The organism is Actibacterium sp. EMB200-NS6 (assembly GCF_001305615.1).
Taxonomy (GTDB): Bacteria; Pseudomonadota; Alphaproteobacteria; order Rhodobacterales; family Rhodobacteraceae; genus Actibacterium_A; species Actibacterium_A naphthalenivorans.
The window spans coordinates 3,170,079-3,187,283 of sequence record NZ_CP010869.1 but is presented as its reverse complement, the minus strand read 5'-3'; the positions used below and the strand labels follow the sequence as shown (position 1 = coordinate 3,187,283).

The following is a 17,205-nucleotide window of genomic DNA, read 5'->3' as shown; positions in this document are numbered from 1 at the left end:
TGAGCCCCGGCTGAAACCCCACCGCGCGCGGGCCTTTTAACGGGCGGAGGGGTGCGACATGCGCAAGACGAATTCAGGCAATCACACACGGAATCGGAGCGGGGCGATCGCGGCCCTGTGCGCCGGCATCGCGCTGGCGGCACCGGCACAGGCACGCGACGTGGCGGCGGGTGAGAAGATCTTCAAGAAATGCGCTGCCTGCCATCAGGTGGGCGAGGGCGCGAAATCCCGGGTCGGCCCGGCTTTGAACGGTGTCGTGGGCCGCGCGGCGGGAAGCTATGAGGGTTTCCGCTATTCCGACGCGATGAGCGGCAGCGGCCTGATCTGGACCGAAGAGGCGCTGGCGGACTATCTGGCCGCTCCGCGAAAATTCCTGCCGGGCAACAAGATGAGTTTCGCGGGGCTGCGCAAGCCCGAGGATGCGGCGAATGTGATCGCCTATCTCGCCTCCTTCCAGGCCGACGGAACCCGGATCAGCGAATGAACGCGCGCCGGCCCCGCGTTGTGGCCGGCCGCCGCGCCGAAAGGACGACACCATGACACAGGACAAGCCGCAAACAGACCGCGACGGGCGGATGTGGCACAGGCCGGTTGCCGGTTCGGGCAGCCGGAAAGGAGGCTGGCAATGATGCTGAGAACCGCTTTTATCTGCGTGCTGCTTTCGGGCACCGCCGCAATCGCCCAAGACAGCGCCCCCATCGCGCCGATGGATGTCAACGCGGCGCGAGCCGAGTTGGGCAAGCGTCTGTTCTATGATTACCGTCTGTCAGGCGACACCGCGCTTGCCTGCGCAAGCTGCCACCAGCCCGACAAGGCCTTTACCGATGGCCAGCCGCTGTCGGACGCCTATAGCGGCGCCGCGCATTTCCGGAACACGCCGACGCTGGCCAATGTGGGCTATCGCGACGCCTGGCTGCATGACGGGCGCCTTGGCACCAACCTCAACGACGTCGCGCGCGAGATGATCACAGAGACCTATCTGATGAACATGGACATGCGCATCATGCAGGAGCGGCTCAAGCAGGACCCGGTCTATGTCGAGATGTTCAGGGCCGCGGGCATGAGCGAGCCGTCGAACGGTGGCGCGCGCAACGCGCTGATGGATTTCATGAAAACCATCGTGTCGCGCGGGGCGCCTGTCGATACCGGTGCTCTTTCGGCCGCCGCGCAGCGCGGGCAGGGCATCTTCGAGGGCAAGGGGCAATGCGCAAGCTGCCATTCCGGCCTGCGCTTCACCGACGACCGGCCCCACAACACCGGCGTTGCCGACAACCCCGAAATCTGGGCCGACCCGGAACGGCATTCGGCCTTCGTGACCTATGCCAAGTTCATGGGCATCGAGAATTACATGAACCTGCGCGAGGATCCGGGCGCCTATATCCGCACCCACAACCCCGACAAGGCCCGCAGCTTTCTGACGCCGAGCCTGCGCGAACTGACCTGGACAGCGCCCTACATGCACAACGGCACGCTGGAGACGCTGGAAGAGGTGGTGGATTTCTACAACGCCGGCGGTGGCGACGACCCGCTGAAGGATCCGCGCCTGAAGCCGCTTGGCCTGGTGCCCAGCGAGAAGGCCGATCTGGTCGCCTATCTCGAAAGCCTTTCGGGCGAGAGCTTCGACACCGACGCCTATGTCTGGCGCGAGGACGATTACGATTACTCGCTGATCGAAGACTGGCGCAACGTGAACAACTGAGGAGGCCGGCACAATGACACGCAAATTCCTTTTGGCCCTGGGTCTGGCGGCTGTGGCCGCCGCGCCGGTGGCCGCGCAATCGGATCGCCCGGCCGCGCTGGCCCCGCTTGGCCCGCCGCCGATCCCCGCGGATAACCCGATGACGCCCGCGAAGATCGAACTGGGCAAGAAGCTCTATTTCGACCCGATCCTGTCGGGCAACTACGGCATGCCCTGTTCGTCCTGCCACCGCCCCGAGGCGGGCTGGGCCGTGCAATCGCCGATCAGCTTCGGCTATCCGGGCACGACCCACTGGCGCAACAGCCAGACGGTGATCAACTCTGCCTATTACGGCAAGACCTTCTGGGCCGGCGCCTCGGGCTCGCTCGAGCATCAGGCCCGTTCGGCCGCGCGCGGCGGGGTTGCCGGCAATGGCGAGGATGACATGATGGAGGCCCGGCTGGCCTTCGTGCCCGAATACCGCGCAGCCTTCCGCGAGGTGTTCGGCGACGACTGGCCCAGCATCCGCCACGCCTATATGGCCATCGCCGCCTATGAGCGGACGCTGGTGCAGACCGACACGCCGTTCGACAACTACATGCGCGGCGATGACGATGCGCTGACCGATCAGCAGAAGAACGGGCTGGAGCTGTTCACCGGCAAGGCGCAGTGCGTAAGCTGCCACAACGGGCCGCTGCTGTCGGACGAGAAATACTACAACACCGGCGTGCCGCCCTATGACGGTTGGGAAGACGACCCGATCGCCCAGATCACCTTCCGGTTCGAGCTTTACGGAAAAGGTTCGACCGAAGAGATGTATCGCCACACCAAGGACGACCCCGGCCTCTATTTCCGCACCAAGGAAAAATCCGACAAGGGCAAGTTCCGCACCCCCAGCCTGCGCTACACGCAATACACCTATCCCTACATGCACAACGGCATGCTCGAGACGCTGCGCGATGTGGTGGTGTTCTACAACGAAGGCGGCGGCGAGAATGAATTCGCCGCGAACAAGAGCCCGCTGATCCAGCCGCTCGGCCTGTCCGACGCCGAGATCGACGATCTTGTCGCCTTCCTCGAAAGCCTCAGCGGCGAAGAGATCCTGACCGACGATCCGGAGCTTCCCGAAATGGAACCGCTGCCCGTGGCGCAGAACTGAAAAGGAGACCGGAGATGACCAAAGTCGATCCGAATATCGCCGCCGCCATCAACGGCGCCCAGGGCGAGGCCGCGCAGGCCGGCACCCGCAAATGCCTGATGAACCGCCGCCAGTTCCTGCTGACCAGCGGCATCGCCACCACCGTGGTGATGGTGGGGGTGCCGGGCATGCCGCAGGCACAGACGCCCGCCGTGATATCCACCTACGAGCGCAAGTTCATCGCCAGACTGTCGGAACTTGCGCAGGATGAACCGTTCGATTTCACCTATCCCGACGAGGGGCTCTACGCGGAATCCATCCTCGTGAAACTGGGCAAGGCCGCCGGGGGTGGTATCGGCCCCGAAAAGGATGTGGTGGCCTTCAACTACACCTGCACCCATCAGGGCGGGCCGCTGCAGGGCACCTACCAGGCCGCCGACAAGGCGCTGGGCCCATGCCCGCTTCACCTGACGACGTTCGATCTGACCCGCCATGGCATCTTCATCTCCGGGCAGGCCTATCAGTCGCTGCCGCAGGTGCTGCTGGAGCTTGATGGCGACGATATCTACGCCGTCGGCATGTTCGGGCTGATCTACGGCCGTTTTGACAATCTGCAGGGCTGAGGAGGAACCGACATGTCCACACCGTATTACGTTCCGGAAGAAACCGTTCCGCTGCCGCCGCCCGACGCCGATGTGATCTCCACCGCCTGCGACTATTGCATCGTGGCCTGTGGCTACAAGGTTTACCGCTGGCCGGTGCGGGGCGGCCACCAGGGTGGCCCGCTGGCCGATCAGAACGCCTTTGGCGAGGATTTCCCGGTCAACCCGCTGGGCCCGTGGATCGCGCCGAACCAGCACAATATCGTGCTGCACAACGGCGAGCCGCACCATGTGGTGATCATCCCCGACAAGGATACCGAGTTCGTCAACTACACCGGTAACTCGTCGATCCGGGGCGGGGCCATCGCGCAGAAGGTCTATAACCCGCAGACGCCCACCCGCGACCGGCTGAAATCACCGATGGTGCGCATGTTCGGCGTGCTGATGCCTGTGACCTGGGATTTCGCGCTGGATATCGCGGCCGAGGTCGGCAACCACGTGCTCGAAAAGCACGGCACCAACGCCTATAACGTCAAGACATTCTCCTATGGCTACATGGAGAATACCTACGCCATCACGAAATACGCGCTGCGCCACGTGCGCACGGCGAATTTCACCTTCCACGACACCCCGTCAGACGTAACCTCGACCCCCGGCTTCCGCGATGCGGGTTTCGACAATTTCGGCCCTTCCTATGATGACTGGGCCGAGGCGGATACGCTGCTGATCTGCGGCACCGATCCCTACGAAACCAAGACGATCCTGTTCACCGATTTCATCATGCCCGCGATCCAGGGCGGGCAGAAGGCGATCTTCATGGTGCCGCGGCGCACCACGGGCGTGGCCTTTGCCGAGAAGAATGGCGGGCTGCTGCTCGACATTCAGCCGGGCACCGACCTGCCGGTGGTTCTGGCCATCGCGCGGGTGATCGTCGAAAACGGCTGGCAGGATGACGCGTGGATCAGGAACTGGGTCAACAGCAAGTGGGAGTCGTCTTCCGGCTTTGGCCAGGGCACCCGCAACACGCCGTGGCAGTGGCGCACGACCTGGGGCATGTTTCAGACAGACGGTTTCGAAGACTGGAAGGAATGGCTGCTGGCGCAGGATTACGCGGTGCCCGAAAAGGCCGCCGAGATCGCCCAGATCGACGTGCAGAAGATCTATACCGCCGCCGAGTGGATGGCCAAGCCCAAGGCCGACGGCACCCGGCCCAAGACCTCGGTCATGATCGAAAAGGGGTTCTACTGGTCCAACAACACCGGCAACACCAACGCGATTTCCGCGCTCGGCATCATCGTCGGTGCGGGCGGGCGGCCGGGCCAGGTGATCGGCCGTGCCGGTGGCCACCAGCGGGGGGGCCTGCGCGGTGGCGGCTATCCGCGCAACAAGTCGCCGGAAAAGCTGCCCGGCCGCCGGCGCCGCGCGATGGATACCGACCGCTATCTGATGGGGGGCCACACGCGGCTGGCGCATGTGATCGGCACCACATGGGTGCAGGCGATGTGCGGGTCGCAATCGCTTCAGGCCAAGTTCGACGAACTGACCACGCGCAACCCGCATCAGGTGATGAGCTTTGACAAGAAAGACATCATCGATACGCTGAAGCGGCGCGCCGACAGCGGCGGCATGGTGGTGTGGAACCAGGATATCTATCTGGTCGATCCGATCGGGGCGCGCTACGCCGATATCGTCTTTCCGGCCTCTGGCTGGGGCGAAGAGACCTTTACCCGCGCCAATGGCGAACGCCGGCTGCGGCTCTATCCCAAATTCTACGACGCGCCGGGCGAGGCGAAGCCGGATTGGTGGATCATCGCCCAGCTTGCGCGCAAGATGGGCTTCGAAGGCTTCGACTGGCAGACCTCCAACGACGTGCTGGAAGAGGGCGCGCGCCATTCGCGCGGCTCGCGCAAGGATTTCAACATGGTTCTGGTGGCCGCGCGACGCGAGGGCAAGACCCTGCATGAAAAGCTGGGCGAGTTCGGCACCAACGGCATTCAGGGCCCGGTTCTGATGCTGGAGGATGGCAGCCTGCAGGGCACCAAGCGCCTGCATGACACCACGCGCACGCTGCCCGAAACCGGGCCGAGCGGGGCGAATGTGTTCAACAAGAAGCTGACGCATTTCAATACCCAGACCGGCAAGTGCAACCTGCAGAAGGCGCCATGGGGGCTGTTTTCCAGCTACTGGGAATGGCTCAAGCCGCGCGAGGGTGAAATCTGGATCACCTCGGGCCGCATCAACGAGCGCTGGCAGTCGGGCTATGACGATCGCCGCCGTCCCTATATCGTGCAGCGCTGGCCCGAGAACTGGATCGAGCTGCACCCCGGCTTTGCCGAGGCCCACGGCATCGAAAGCGGTGACTATGTGCAGGTCTACTCCGACCGGATCCCGGTGCAGACCGATACGATCGTGGGTGTCGAGGGCGATGATTTCGATTTCGCCAAGCTGCTCAAGAACGGCCATATCGAACTGACCCGCGCCTCGATCACGGCGGTGGCCATCGTTACCCCGGCGGTGAAGGAGAACATGGGCTACATGGATTTCCTGCACACCGCGCAGCCGGCGAACGCGCTGTCGGGCCGGGTCGTCGACTGGATCAGCGGCAACTACAACTACAAGATGGGCGTGGGGCAGGTGCGGCGCATGGGCGAGAGCCCGTATAAAAAGCAGTTCCGCTCCATGTCTTTCGCCCGCCGCGATATCGCCTGAACGGCATGGCCCAACGGCCCCGGTGGTGCAATGCCGCCGGGGCTTCCTTCATCAGGAAAGGAACACTTCATGTTGCAACGCCTCACGCCCCGGCCCGCCGCGCCTGACCTGACGCCCGCGCTTTTGCATCATCTGGGCACCGGGAACGACGTGCTGCGCACCGCCGCGGTGCGGGCGCTGGCGGCGCAATCGTCCGGCGACGAACGCGCCCGTGCCGCGCTGCTGGATGCGCTGGTCGACGAAGACCCCGATGTGCGCTCCGACGCGATGGAGGCGCTGTTCCGTTTCGCCGCGCCCGAGGATGCGCCGGCGATCCGGCGCTCGCTCCAGGGCGATCCGGTGCGCGAGGTCAAGGTCGCCGCCGTGCACCTGCTGGCCGAGCTGGGGGATGGCGGCTCGGTCGATCTGCTGCGCGCGCTTGTGACCAGCCGCTGTGACGACCGTGTCGCGTGGGAAGATGAGGATGACGTCTGGGACGATTGGCTCGACGTGCAGATCGCCGCGATAGAGGCGCTGGCCCGGCTTGGCATCGCGGATGCGGTGCAAGACATGCTCGCCGCCCGCGATGACGAGTTCGGCCAGACCCTCGACGCCCCCGTTTTCGGCGCGCTGGCCCGGCTTGGCAGCGAAGGCGCCGCCTGGCTTCTGGCCGTGGCCCAGACGGAGGAGGGGCTGGGGCGCAAGCGGGCGCTTTCCGCGCTGGCCGCGACCGGCGCCGAGGCGCTGGCGCCGCATCTGGATCACATTCTGGGCGATGACATGGCCGCGCTGCGCGCGCTGGGGTTGCCCTTGCTGGATGCGGGCGATGACAGGGCGGCGGCCCTGGCGCTGAAAGATCCCGATGCCGGCCTGCGCCGCGCCGCCGTTCTGCGGTTCGCGGCCGGCCGGCCCGAACTGGCGATCGCGGCCTTGTCCGACGCTGACGAAAAGGTTCAGGCGGCCGCGCTGGACCGGCTGCAATTGCCGCTGGAGCATGAGCTTCACGCCGCGCTCGTGGACAACCTGCTGGCATGGCTGCGCAGCGCCGGCGCCACGCTGGCCGCGGCGGCGGCCCTGTCGGTTGCCCGGCTGGCGCCGAACCGGGCCGATCTGGCGCTGGTCGAACTGGCGGATGACGCCACCCGCCCGCTGGAGGCACGGATCGCGGCGGTAGAGGGGCTGGCGCGCCTGGAAGATCCGCATGCCACCGGACGGCTGATCGCGCTTCTGGCGAACCCGTCGCAGCAGATCCGCATGGTCGCACTGACCGCGCTTCGCAGCCGCGCGGGCCAAGGGGAGGTCGGCGCCGAAGCGGCGCTGGCCAAGGCGATGACCGGACGCTTGCTGCCCGCCACCGCCGCGACCGTTGCCCATGCGCCGGAACCGGCCACCGATCTGGGCGCCTCGCGGATGGATGAGGGCCCGGCGCCATCGGTCCGGATTTCGCCCGACGGCGACATCATCGAGGCCGGGGCGCAGGGCGCGGATGCGGCCATGGCCTCGACGCTGGCGGCGATCCAGTATCAGCCGGGCGCGCCCGAAGCCGCCGAGGAAACGCCGGAGGAAACCGCCCCCAAGCGCCGCAAGCGCCGTGCCGTCGAAGGCCCCGAGACAGTGGCGGATGATCTGGCGCGGCTCGCCATGGGGATCGCGGCGGACCTTCCGTCAGACCGGATCGGGGCGGCGCTGATGGTTCAGGCCACGGCCGAAGACGACATGCTGCGCGCTGCGGCGTGGGAGGCGATGCGCAAACGCTACACGGATGCCGTGCCTTGCGGTGACGTGGCCCTGGCGGCGCGCGTGGCCCTGCGCGATCCGCTGCCGGTGGTGCGGGCGGCGGCGGCGCAACTGGTGCTGTCGGATCCCGACCCGAAACCGGAGTTGCGCGCCCTGTGCCTGCGCGATGAGGATGCGCTTGTCCGCGCCATCGCCCTGCGTATCGATAGCGGCGAAGATGCGGATGCGTTGCTGCCCTTTCTCAACGATCCGGCCCGGATCGTGCGCGACGCGGCGCTTGACCGCCTGTCGCAGGGCGATGCCGGCGGCCGGGCGGAGACCATTGTCGATGCGCTGATGGCCTCGGATCATATCGACACGCTGGCCCGGGCCATCGGCCTGTCGGCCGATCTGCACGCCTGCGCGGCCGGGCGCCTGCTGGAGGGCGGGCTGGGCGGCAAGCAGGCTTTCGTGCTGCTCGAGGCCTTTGCCGCCGTCCGCGATCCCGCCGCATCACGCCCGGCGGGTTGAACTCCGGCCATTTTGCCATAACTGAGGCTCCAGACAGAAAGCCCGAGATCATGAACATAGCCTATATCACCTCCACCCAGAGAGGAGAGGCCGACCGTGCCCTGGCGCAGTTCGCCGCCCGGCTCGCCGCCCGTGGCACGCGGGTTGCGGGTGTGGTGCAGATCAACACCGAGAGGCAGGGCGACGGGCCCTGCGACATGGATGTCAGGGTGCTGCCGGACGGGCCGGTCATCCGCATTTCGCAATATCTCGGGCGTGGCGCGAAAGGCTGCCGGCTGAACGCTGCCGCGCTGGAACAGGCGGTCGCCGAGGTGGCCGCGGGTTTGAGCGACGAGACCGGCATCCTGATCCTGAACAAGTTCGGCAAGCATGAGGCAGAGGGCAGGGGGTTTCGCGAACTCATCGGCGAAGCCCTGATGCGCGACATCCCGGTGATCACCGGTGTCAACGCGCTGAACCTCGAGGCGTTTCTGGAGTTCACCGGCGGGCTGGCCGCGCCATTGCCGCTGTGCCAGGACGCGTTGACCGGCTGGTTCGATGCGCTGAGCCGGCCGGTGCGCCGGGTGGCCTGAACAGGCGGCCCAGGGCGCGGGCTTTTCGCGATTGCACGTTTGCCGGCATGGATACATCTTCGCCTTTCGCACCGAAACGCATGGAAGCCGAAACATGGCAGAGCGAGCTGATTTTCGGCCTCGCCCGAGAGGATTTCCAGAATCGGCGCGGATACCGTGCCCTGGCGCTTGACCTGGAACTGCACAGCGCGCCGCTCTGGCGGGTCGGCGGTTTCGACATCGCCCGCGCCGGCGCGATAACCGCCGATGACGAGGGCGATATCTGGACCGGTATCGGCCCTGCGGTGATCAGACGGTTTGCAAGCCGGTATTTCTTCGAGGCGAGCCTCGTGACCGGATATTACGACCAGTCGCCCGGAGGGATAGAACTGGGGCCCGGGCTGGAGTTCAGGACCCTCGGGGGGATCGGTATGCGCCTGCCGAACGGGGCGGACCTGTCGATCGCGACGGATCACAAGTCCAACCGCGACACCGGCAGTTTCAATCCCGGCGTCGAAAAGCTGAGCCTGCGTTACCGGTTCGGGTTTTGATCTTCGTCCTTGCCGCATCTGCCCGTTGTGCGGACGGCTTTCGCAGACACGCCGCATGAAATGGGCAGCGGCAGCGGCGCAACATTGCGGCGCGATTGGCGAAGCCGCCTTGTTCCCGCTGCGCGGGGCCTCTACATCCACCTTATGAAACGCTGGCTGCCCTTCGTGAAATCCGACCCCGTGGTCGCTGTCCTGCGTCTGGCCGGCCAGATCGCGGCGGGCGCGCGTGCCCCCGGCGGGCTGAACGATTTCGGCCTGGCGCCGATGGTCGAACGGGCCTTCCGGCGCGGCCGGCCCGACGCCGTGGCGCTGGTCATCAACTCCCCCGGCGGCTCGCCCGCGCAAAGCTCCCTGATCGCCGCGCGCCTGCGCCGACTGGCCGAAGAGAAAGAGCTGCCCGTCTATGCCTTCGTCGAAGATGTGGCGGCCTCTGGCGGCTATTACCTAGCGGCGGCGGCGGATGAGATCTGGGTGGACGAACATTCCATCGTCGGGTCGATCGGCGTGATTTCCTCGGGCTTCGGGTTTCATGATTTCATCGCCCGGCACGGGGTCGAACGGCGGGTCTATACCGCCGGACGGTCCAAGAGCATGCTGGACCCGTTCCAGCCCGAAAAGCCCGACGATATCGCGCGGCTGAAACAGCTTCAGCAGCAGATACACGACGGGTTCATCGCCCATGTGCAGGCACGGCGTGGGGTCCGGCTGGCCACCGGGACGGATCTGTTCAACGGCGACATCTGGGTGGGCCGCGGCGCGGTCGATCTGGGGCTGGCCGACGGGGTTGGCCATCTGGTGCCGAAGATGAAAGAGCTTTATGGCGAAAAGGTGCGGTTCCTGCCCTATGGCATGCGGCGGCCGCTTCTGCAGCGGCTCGGCGCGAAGATGCTGGGCGGACTGGCCGACGAGATAGAGGAACGCGCCCATTGGGCCCGGTTCGGTCTGTAACGTGATCATCAAGATTGTCAGCCTGTTTCTGATCGGGATGCTGGTGCTTGCCATGTTCGGGCGGCTGCGGATGCCGGGCGCCGGGGCGCGCGGGATGACAATGAAGAAACCGGCCAAGTGCCCCCGCTGCGGGCGCTACAGGCTTGGCAAGGGGCCGTGCCCCTGCAGCAAGGGGTAAACGCCTGGAATGACTGCCGATCTGCTTTATGCCGCCCTGGGGCTCGTGATCCTTCTGCTTGCCGGCGATTCCCTTGTGAAAGGGGCGGTGAACCTCAGCCTGCGCCTTGGCATTCCGGCGCTGATCGTCAGCCTGACCATTGTCGCCTTCGGCACCTCGGCGCCCGAGCTTCTGATCGCGGTCAAGGCCGTGCTGGACAATGCGCCGGGCATCGCCTTCGGCAATGTGGTGGGTTCCAACACGGCCAACGTGCTGCTGGTGCTGGGCGTGCCGGCGCTGATTTCCGGATTGAAGACCGATGAATGCGACACGCGGCGCAACTATGTGTTCATGCTGGCCGCGACGGCCCTGTTCATCGCGCTGTGCTTTGCCGGGCCGCTGACCTGGGTGCATGGCCTGATCCTGCTCGCGGGGCTTTCCTTCGTGCTCTACGACGCGTTCGTCAGCGCCCGGAGCCACCGGCGCGATGCGATCCGGGGCGCGGCAGACGCCGCGGCCGAGCAGGGTGAAGAAGACGAAGCCGAAGAGGAAGAGGAGGAGATCGAGGGCGCCGACCCCACGCTCGCGGGCTGGAAGATCGGCATGTTTCTGGTGCTTGGCCTGATCGGATTGCCGCTGGGCGCCGATCTTCTGGTCGACAGCGCGGTGAACATCGCCCGCGTGATCGGCGTCAGCGAGACAGTGATCGGCCTGACGCTCGTGGCTATCGGCACGTCGCTGCCGGAACTCGCGACAACCGTCATGGCCGCGCTGCGGCGTCAGGCGGATGTGGCGCTTGGCAATGTGATCGGGTCGAACGTGTTCAACCTTCTGGCCATCATCGGCATCGCCACCTTCGTGGGCGACATGCCTTTGCCGCCCGAAATGCTGCGCTTCGACATCTGGGTGATGCTGGCATCCTCGCTTCTGCTCATGCCCTTCGTGTTCCTGGGCTGGAACATGACCAGGATCTGGGGCGTGGTCTTGACCGGGCTCTATTTCGTCTATGTTCTGATCCTGCTGTTCTAGGGAGGCAATCATGAGCAAGGGGCGGGCGCTGGTCACGGGCGCGGCAAAACGGCTGGGCCGGGCGATGGCGCTGAGCCTGGCGCGCGGCGGTCATGACGTGGCGGTGCATTACGCGACCTCGCGGGACGATGCCGAAGATCTGGTGGCGCAGATCACCGCGATGGGGCGCCGGGCGGTCGCGCTTCAGGCCGATCTGCTGGAGGGCGCCGCCTGTGACGCGCTTGTCGGGCGCGCGGTGGCGGGGCTTGGCGGGCCGCTGACGGTGCTGGTGAACAACGCGTCGATCTTTGAATATGACAATATCGAAAGCGCGACCCGCGACAGCTGGGACAGGCATTTCGATTCAAACCTGCGCGCGCCTTTCGTGCTGACCCAGCATTTCGCCGCGCAGGTGCCCGCGCCCGACCACGATGACCGGGGCGAACCGGTGGCCAAGGGGCTGGTGGTGAACATGATCGATCAGCGGGTGCGAAAGCTGACGCCGGAGTTCATGACCTACACGCTGGCCAAGATGGGCCTCTGGGCCTTTACGCGGACGGCGGCGCAGGCGCTGGCCCCCGCGGTGCGGGTCAACGGCATCGGCCCGGGCCCCACGCTGCGCGGCGCGCGCCAGAGCGAGGCGCATTTCACGGCGCAGCGCCGGGCCACTGTCCTGTCGCGCGGCGCGGACGAAGCGGATGTGACGGGGGCGCTGGAGTATCTGCTGAAGGCCCGCTCTGTCACCGGGCAGCTGATATGCGTCGACGGGGGTCAGCACCTGGGCTGGCAGACGCCGGATGTGCTGGGAAAAGAGTGACCCGGGGGCAGGTAATTGCCCCCACGCCGCAAGTTTTCCACCCTTAACATTACCTTCACAAAATGTTTAAGAATTTTATAGTGTTTTCAATAATTTGGCACAGTTCAAAAATTTATTCCCGGAAAACAATGCCTTGCAATATCGCCCAAAAAGCGGGCAAACCGACGAAGTTACACGAAAACAAGGGAAAATCCGGCTGCTCGAATAGTTACCCGCAGAGTTATCCACAGAAGTCGTGGACAGGTTTTTTCTTGCCCCCGCCCGGGTAACATTGCAGCTACGCCATGGAATCACGATCTGAAGCCTATGCCGGAAGATAGCACGAACCGCACCGCCCACACAGCGCCCGACCGCCCGTCGGGCCATGCCTGTGTGCAATCCTATCTGCCCACGCTGGACAACTCGCCCGGCGTCTACCGGATGCTGGATGCACAGGGGCGGGTGCTGTACGTGGGCAAGGCGCGCAGCCTGAAAAAGCGCGTGTCCTCCTACGCCAAGCCCACCGGGCACACGCCGCGCATCGCCCGGATGATCCGCGAAACCGCGTCGATGATGTTCCTGACCACGCGCACGGAGACCGAGGCGCTGCTGCTGGAGCAGAACCTGATCAAGCAGCTCAAGCCGCGCTACAACGTGCTGCTGCGCGATGACAAAAGCTTTCCGAACATCCTCGTGGCCAAGAACCACGCCTTTCCCCAGATCAAGAAGCATCGCGGCGCCAAGACCGAAAAGGGCGGCTACTACGGCCCCTTCGCCAGCGCCGGCGCGGTGAACCGGACGCTGAATCAGTTGCAGAAGGTGTTTTTGCTGCGCAGTTGCACCGATGCCACCTTCGAAAGCCGCACCCGGCCCTGCCTTCTCTATCAGATCAGGCGTTGCAGCGCGCCCTGCGTCGGAAAGATCTCGCAGGCCGATTACCTTGCCACCGTCGCCGATGCCGAACGCTTTCTTCAGGGCAAGAGCACCGGCGTGCAGGAACAGCTTGCCCGGCAGATGGAAGAGGCGTCCGAGGCGCTGGAGTTCGAGCGCGCCGCCGCGCTGCGCGACCGTATCCGCGCGCTGACCCAGGTGCAGCAGGCCCAGGGCATCAACCCGCGCGGCGTGGCCGAGGCCGATGTCGTCGCCCTGCATATGGAGGGCGGGCAGGCATGTGTGCAGGTCTTTTTCATCCGCGCGCATCAGAACTGGGGCAACCGCGATTACTATCCGCGCACCGGCGCCGGCGCGGATGAGGCCGAGGTGCTGCAGGCCTTTCTGGGCCAGTTCTATGACAACAAGGAGCCGCCGCGCCTGATCCTGCTGTCGCACGGGATCGAGGATGAAGACCTGATGGCACAGGCGCTTTCGGAAAAGGCCGGGCGCAAGGTCGAGCTGTCGGTTCCGCTGCGCGGCGAAAAGGCCGAGCTGGTGGCGGGGGCCGCGCGCAACGCCCGTGAAAGCCTGGCCCGCCGGATGGCCGAAACCGCGACCCAGGCCAAGCTGCTGGCTGGCCTGGCCGAGGCCTTCGCGCTGGACGGCCCGCCGCAGCGGATCGAGGTCTATGACAACTCGCATATCCAGGGCACCAACGCCGTCGGCGCGATGATCGTGGCCGGGGCCGACGGTTTTCTGAAAAGCCAGTACCGTAAGTTCAACATCAAGGGCGAAGAGCTGACCCCGGGCGATGATTTCGGGATGATGAAAGAGGTGCTGACGCGCCGGTTCAAGCGCCTGCTCAAGGAAGACCCGGATCGCGAAAGCGGCGCCTGGCCCGACCTTTTGCTGATCGACGGCGGCGCCGGGCAGATCAGCGCGGTGGCCGGTATCATGGCTGAACTGGGGGTCGAGGATATTCCGGTGGTCGGCGTGGCCAAGGGCATCGACCGTGACGCCGGCAAGGAAGAGTTTCACCGCCCCGGCGCCCGCCCCTTCGCCCTGCGTCACAACGACCCGGTGCTGTATTTCATACAGCGCCTGCGGGACGAGGCGCACCGCTTTGCCATCGGCGCGCACCGCCAGAAACGCGCCAAGGCCATCGGCGCCACGCCGCTGGACGAGATTCCCGGCGTCGGCGCCACGCGCAAACGGGCGCTGCTGGCCCATTTCGGCTCGGCCAAGGCGGTCAGCCGCGCCGGGCTGGCCGATCTCAAGGCGGTGGAGGGGATTTCGGATGCGATGGCCGAAACCATCTATGGCTTCTTCCATGCGACGGGCTGAGCGGGTAAAGCTGGCCCCATGACCTGGAACATCCCCAATATCCTGACCGTGCTGCGCCTGCTGGCCGCGCCCTGCGTGGCCATCGTGTTTCTGCTGCTGCCGCGCCCGGTGGCCGACTGGGCCGCGCTGATCCTGTTCGTGGGGGCGGCGGTGACGGATTGGTTCGATGGCTATATCGCCCGCAAATGGAACCAGCAAAGCCGCTTTGGCGCGATGCTGGATCCGATCGCCGACAAGGCGATGGTGACCATCGCGCTGCTGACCGTCACCAGCCTGTTCGGGATGAGCTTTGCCATCATGCTTCCCGCCGCGCTGATCCTGTTCCGCGAGGTGTTCGTTTCGGGCCTGCGCGAATATCTGGGCCCCGCCGCCGGGTTGCTGCAGGTCACGAGGCTGGCCAAGTGGAAAACCACAGTTCAGATGGTGGCGATTGCGGTGCTGCTGGCGCAGGGGCTGTTCGAGCATTACTTCGGCATGGGCAGCTTCGGCATGGACGCGGCGACGGTGGCCGAGATTCTGGCCGGGCGCGTGGAAGACGTCGGCGGGCTGGTCTGGACATATCGCGGCGCGGTGGGCACGCTTTACCTGGGCGTCGCGCTGCTGTGGCTGGCCGCGATCCTGACGCTGACCACCGGCTGGGACTATTTCATAAAGGCGCTGCCCTATCTGCGCGACGACGAGGCACAGCCATGATCGAAATTCTGTATTTCGCCTGGGTGCGCGAACGCATCGGCCTGCCGAAAGAGCGGCTGGAGACCTCGGCCGCCACCGTGGCCGATCTGGTCGAGGAACTGAAGGCCCGCGAAGAGCGCTATGCCGCCGCCTTTGCCGATCTGACGGCGCTGCGCGTCGCCGTCGATCAGGAACTGACCGAATTCGACGCGCCGCTGGACGGGGTGCGCGAGGTTGCGTTCTTTCCGCCGATGACGGGCGGCTGACATGGCGGTGCGCGTTCAGCACGAGCCGTTCGATTTCGGCGCCGAGGCGAATGCCTTTGCCGCCGGGCGCAGCGATGCCGGCGCGGTTGTCACCTTCACCGGCATCGTGCGCGATCTGGCGCGCGGCGATCTGGACCGGATGGAGATCGAGCATTACCCCGGCATGACCGAACGCGCGCTGGGCGGGATCGAGGCCGAGGCCCGCGCCCGCTGGGATCTGCGCGATTGCCTGATCATCCACCGCTTCGGCACGATGGTGCCCGGCGACATGATCATGATGGTCGCCACCGCGTCGCCGCACCGCGCGGATGCGTTTCAGGCGGCGGAATTCCTGATGGATTACCTCAAATCCCGCGCGCCCTTCTGGAAGAAGGAATACACCCGCGACGGCGCTCTCTGGGTCGACAGCAAAGACGCCGACGAGGCCGCGCTGGGGCGCTGGGCAAAGGGGTGAGCGGGGGCAGGCGATGCTGCTGCTGAGCGTCGCCCTTGCGGCCGCGCTGATCGTGGCGCTTTTCGTGATCGGCCTGCGGCTCGTGCCCCGGTTTGTCGCCCGCGCCGGCCGGCTGTCGGCAAGGCTTGACGCCGCGCATGGGGCGGCGGGCACGGGCGCCCAGCCCGCGCTTTGCCGCCTTGTCCGGGCCCGTACCGCGCCGACGCGGTTCCGGGGCCTGCCGCTGACCTTGCTGACCGCCGCGGCGCTCTACCTCGCGGCGCTGATGCTCGGCCTGACCGAGGATGTGCTGGAGGCCGACAAGGTCGTGACCCTCGACCGGATCATCAGCGCGCTGTTCGATCCGTGGCGGGCCGCGCCGGTGATCACCGTGTTCCGCTGGATCACGGCGTTCGGGGCCAGCCCGGCGATCGTGGCCAGCATGATCATCGCCACCGGCTTCCTGTTCGCCGAAGGGCGTCGGGCGCCGATCCTGCCGCTGTGGATCACCCTGGCCGGTGCCGAGATCACCATGTCTCTGGGCAAGCTGATCGTGGCCCGCCCGCGCCCTGGCGCGATGCTGGACAGCGCCACGTTCTGGTCGTTTCCAAGCGGCCATGCCACGGTGGCGATGGCGGTTTACGGCTATCTGGCCTATGCGATCGCACGTGATCTGCCGAACCCGCACGCCCGCTTTGCGATTGCCTATTGCACCGCCGTGATGATCGGGCTGATCGGGCTGAGCCGGGTCATACTGAACGTACACTATGCCTCGGATATCGTCGGCGGGTTCCTTGTGGGGGGATTCTGGCTGCTGATCGGGGTGATCGCGGCAGAGTTGCTGCGCCCGCACAAGCGGCCGGGCCAAGCGGCAGAGGAGCGGGAGCGGAGATGAAGAACCAGTCTTTTCATTGCAGGGCCGGGTTCGCCCTGCTGGGCCTGCGCACCGCCTGGCGGCGCGAACGCAGCTTCCGCGCCCAGACCGTCTGCGCGGCGCTGGCCATCATCGCCCTGATCGTGACCGGGGCGCAGACGGTCTGGTGGGCGCTGTTTCTGGTGACCATCTCGGTGGTTCTTGCGCTGGAACTGGTGAATTCGGCGCTGGAGGCGCTGATCGATCACCTGCACCCCGATACCCACCCCGAAGTCGGCGTGGTCAAGGATATCGCGGCGGCCGCGGTTCTGGTTGCCAGTCTGGGTGCGCTGGCGGTCGGCGCGCTGTTCGTTTTCGCCCTGATCGCGGGCTGACGGCG

The 17,205-nt window shown here is 65.9% G+C and carries 18 protein-coding genes; all 18 read left to right on the top strand.

Going from position 1 to position 17,205, the window contains the following annotated elements; genetic code table 11:
- Window positions 1-58 precede the first annotated feature (58 nt).
- The 18 genes from TQ29_RS15470 (at window position 59) to TQ29_RS15385 (ending at window position 17,200) form a co-directional block, all read left to right on the top strand.
- Window positions 59-484 (top strand): cytochrome c family protein, encoded by a 426-nt coding sequence (locus tag TQ29_RS15470; protein ID WP_082386676.1) that lies wholly within the window; start codon window positions 59-61, stop codon window positions 482-484.
- Window positions 485-625: 141 nt separating this feature from the next.
- Window positions 626-1,699 (top strand): cytochrome-c peroxidase, encoded by a 1,074-nt coding sequence (locus tag TQ29_RS15465; protein ID WP_054539885.1) that lies wholly within the window; start codon window positions 626-628, stop codon window positions 1,697-1,699.
- Window positions 1,700-1,712: 13 nt separating this feature from the next.
- Window positions 1,713-2,837: a cytochrome-c peroxidase gene (locus TQ29_RS15460; RefSeq protein WP_037208872.1), complete on the top strand. Its 1,125-nt coding sequence runs from the start codon at window positions 1,713-1,715 to the stop codon at window positions 2,835-2,837.
- Between the two features lie 14 nt (window positions 2,838-2,851).
- A complete protein-coding gene (locus TQ29_RS15455; protein WP_054539884.1) occupies window positions 2,852-3,439 on the top strand; it encodes an arsenate reductase (azurin) small subunit in 588 nt (195 codons plus the stop codon).
- 12 nt (window positions 3,440-3,451) lie between these two features.
- Window positions 3,452-6,127, top strand: a complete 2,676-nt coding sequence (locus TQ29_RS15450) for an arsenate reductase (azurin) large subunit (protein WP_054539883.1) — start codon at window positions 3,452-3,454, stop codon at window positions 6,125-6,127.
- 69 nt (window positions 6,128-6,196) lie between these two features.
- A complete protein-coding gene (locus TQ29_RS15445) occupies window positions 6,197-8,353 on the top strand; it encodes a HEAT repeat domain-containing protein (RefSeq protein WP_054539882.1) in 2,157 nt (718 codons plus the stop codon).
- Between the two features lie 50 nt (window positions 8,354-8,403).
- On the top strand, window positions 8,404-8,925 hold the full coding sequence (locus TQ29_RS15440; protein ID WP_054539881.1) for a DUF2478 domain-containing protein: 522 nt from the start codon (window positions 8,404-8,406) through the stop codon (window positions 8,923-8,925).
- 80 nt (window positions 8,926-9,005) lie between these two features.
- Complete coding sequence (locus TQ29_RS15435; protein ID WP_054539880.1) at window positions 9,006-9,455, top strand: acyloxyacyl hydrolase; 450 nt, start codon at window positions 9,006-9,008, stop codon at window positions 9,453-9,455.
- A gap of 144 nt (window positions 9,456-9,599) precedes the next feature.
- The gene (locus tag TQ29_RS15430) at window positions 9,600-10,403 is read left to right on the top strand and encodes a S49 family peptidase (RefSeq protein WP_054540479.1); all 804 of its coding nucleotides are present in this window, start codon (window positions 9,600-9,602) and stop codon (window positions 10,401-10,403) included.
- Between the two features lies 1 nt (window position 10,404).
- Entirely contained in the window at window positions 10,405-10,581 is a 177-nt protein-coding gene (locus tag TQ29_RS20760; protein WP_037210961.1) for a hypothetical protein, read from the top strand.
- Between the two features lie 9 nt (window positions 10,582-10,590).
- Window positions 10,591-11,589, top strand: coding sequence for a calcium/sodium antiporter (locus tag TQ29_RS15420; RefSeq protein ID WP_054539879.1), 999 nt, complete (start codon window positions 10,591-10,593; stop codon window positions 11,587-11,589).
- 10 nt (window positions 11,590-11,599) lie between these two features.
- Window positions 11,600-12,385, top strand: coding sequence for an SDR family oxidoreductase (locus TQ29_RS15415; RefSeq protein ID WP_054539878.1), 786 nt, complete (start codon window positions 11,600-11,602; stop codon window positions 12,383-12,385).
- A 306-nt stretch (window positions 12,386-12,691) separates the two neighbouring features.
- Complete coding sequence (gene uvrC, locus TQ29_RS15410) at window positions 12,692-14,581, top strand: excinuclease ABC subunit UvrC (RefSeq protein WP_054539877.1); 1,890 nt, start codon at window positions 12,692-12,694, stop codon at window positions 14,579-14,581.
- Window positions 14,582-14,599: 18 nt separating this feature from the next.
- Window positions 14,600-15,274: a CDP-diacylglycerol--glycerol-3-phosphate 3-phosphatidyltransferase gene (gene pgsA, locus TQ29_RS15405; RefSeq protein ID WP_054539876.1), complete on the top strand. Its 675-nt coding sequence runs from the start codon at window positions 14,600-14,602 to the stop codon at window positions 15,272-15,274.
- Window positions 15,271-15,519 (top strand): molybdopterin converting factor subunit 1, encoded by a 249-nt coding sequence (moaD, locus tag TQ29_RS15400; RefSeq protein WP_081940290.1) that lies wholly within the window; start codon window positions 15,271-15,273, stop codon window positions 15,517-15,519. Before pgsA ends, moaD begins: the two co-directional genes overlap by 4 nt.
- A 1-nt stretch (window position 15,520) precedes the next feature.
- Window positions 15,521-15,973, top strand: a complete 453-nt coding sequence (locus TQ29_RS15395) for a molybdenum cofactor biosynthesis protein MoaE (protein WP_037210950.1) — start codon at window positions 15,521-15,523, stop codon at window positions 15,971-15,973.
- Window positions 15,974-15,986: 13 nt separating this feature from the next.
- The gene (locus TQ29_RS15390; protein WP_054539875.1) at window positions 15,987-16,847 is read left to right on the top strand and encodes a phosphatase PAP2 family protein; all 861 of its coding nucleotides are present in this window, start codon (window positions 15,987-15,989) and stop codon (window positions 16,845-16,847) included.
- Window positions 16,844-17,200, top strand: coding sequence for a diacylglycerol kinase (locus TQ29_RS15385; protein ID WP_037210945.1), 357 nt, complete (start codon window positions 16,844-16,846; stop codon window positions 17,198-17,200). The genes TQ29_RS15390 and TQ29_RS15385 overlap by 4 nt, the downstream gene beginning before the upstream one ends.
- Window positions 17,201-17,205: the final 5 nt, after the last annotated feature.

Coding starts and splice junctions, on each gene's coding strand:
- TQ29_RS15470 (WP_082386676.1), top strand. CDS start 59: ATGCGCAAGACGAATTCAGGCAATCACACACGGAATCGGAGCGGGGCG.
- TQ29_RS15460 (WP_037208872.1), top strand. CDS start 1,713: ATGACACGCAAATTCCTTTTGGCCCTGGGTCTGGCGGCTGTGGCCGCC.
- pgsA (WP_054539876.1), top strand. CDS start 14,600: ATGACCTGGAACATCCCCAATATCCTGACCGTGCTGCGCCTGCTGGCC.
- TQ29_RS15415 (WP_054539878.1), top strand. CDS start 11,600: ATGAGCAAGGGGCGGGCGCTGGTCACGGGCGCGGCAAAACGGCTGGGC.
- TQ29_RS15420 (WP_054539879.1), top strand. CDS start 10,591: ATGACTGCCGATCTGCTTTATGCCGCCCTGGGGCTCGTGATCCTTCTG.
- TQ29_RS15450 (WP_054539883.1), top strand. CDS start 3,452: ATGTCCACACCGTATTACGTTCCGGAAGAAACCGTTCCGCTGCCGCCG.
- TQ29_RS15445 (WP_054539882.1), top strand. CDS start 6,197: ATGTTGCAACGCCTCACGCCCCGGCCCGCCGCGCCTGACCTGACGCCC.
- TQ29_RS15385 (WP_037210945.1), top strand. CDS start 16,844: ATGAAGAACCAGTCTTTTCATTGCAGGGCCGGGTTCGCCCTGCTGGGC.
- TQ29_RS15390 (WP_054539875.1), top strand. CDS start 15,987: ATGCTGCTGCTGAGCGTCGCCCTTGCGGCCGCGCTGATCGTGGCGCTT.
- TQ29_RS15465 (WP_054539885.1), top strand. CDS start 626: ATGATGCTGAGAACCGCTTTTATCTGCGTGCTGCTTTCGGGCACCGCC.
- moaD (WP_081940290.1), top strand. CDS start 15,271: ATGATCGAAATTCTGTATTTCGCCTGGGTGCGCGAACGCATCGGCCTG.
- TQ29_RS15435 (WP_054539880.1), top strand. CDS start 9,006: ATGGAAGCCGAAACATGGCAGAGCGAGCTGATTTTCGGCCTCGCCCGA.
- TQ29_RS15455 (WP_054539884.1), top strand. CDS start 2,852: ATGACCAAAGTCGATCCGAATATCGCCGCCGCCATCAACGGCGCCCAG.
- TQ29_RS15395 (WP_037210950.1), top strand. CDS start 15,521: ATGGCGGTGCGCGTTCAGCACGAGCCGTTCGATTTCGGCGCCGAGGCG.
- TQ29_RS15430 (WP_054540479.1), top strand. CDS start 9,600: ATGAAACGCTGGCTGCCCTTCGTGAAATCCGACCCCGTGGTCGCTGTC.
- TQ29_RS15440 (WP_054539881.1), top strand. CDS start 8,404: ATGAACATAGCCTATATCACCTCCACCCAGAGAGGAGAGGCCGACCGT.
- uvrC (WP_054539877.1), top strand. CDS start 12,692: ATGCCGGAAGATAGCACGAACCGCACCGCCCACACAGCGCCCGACCGC.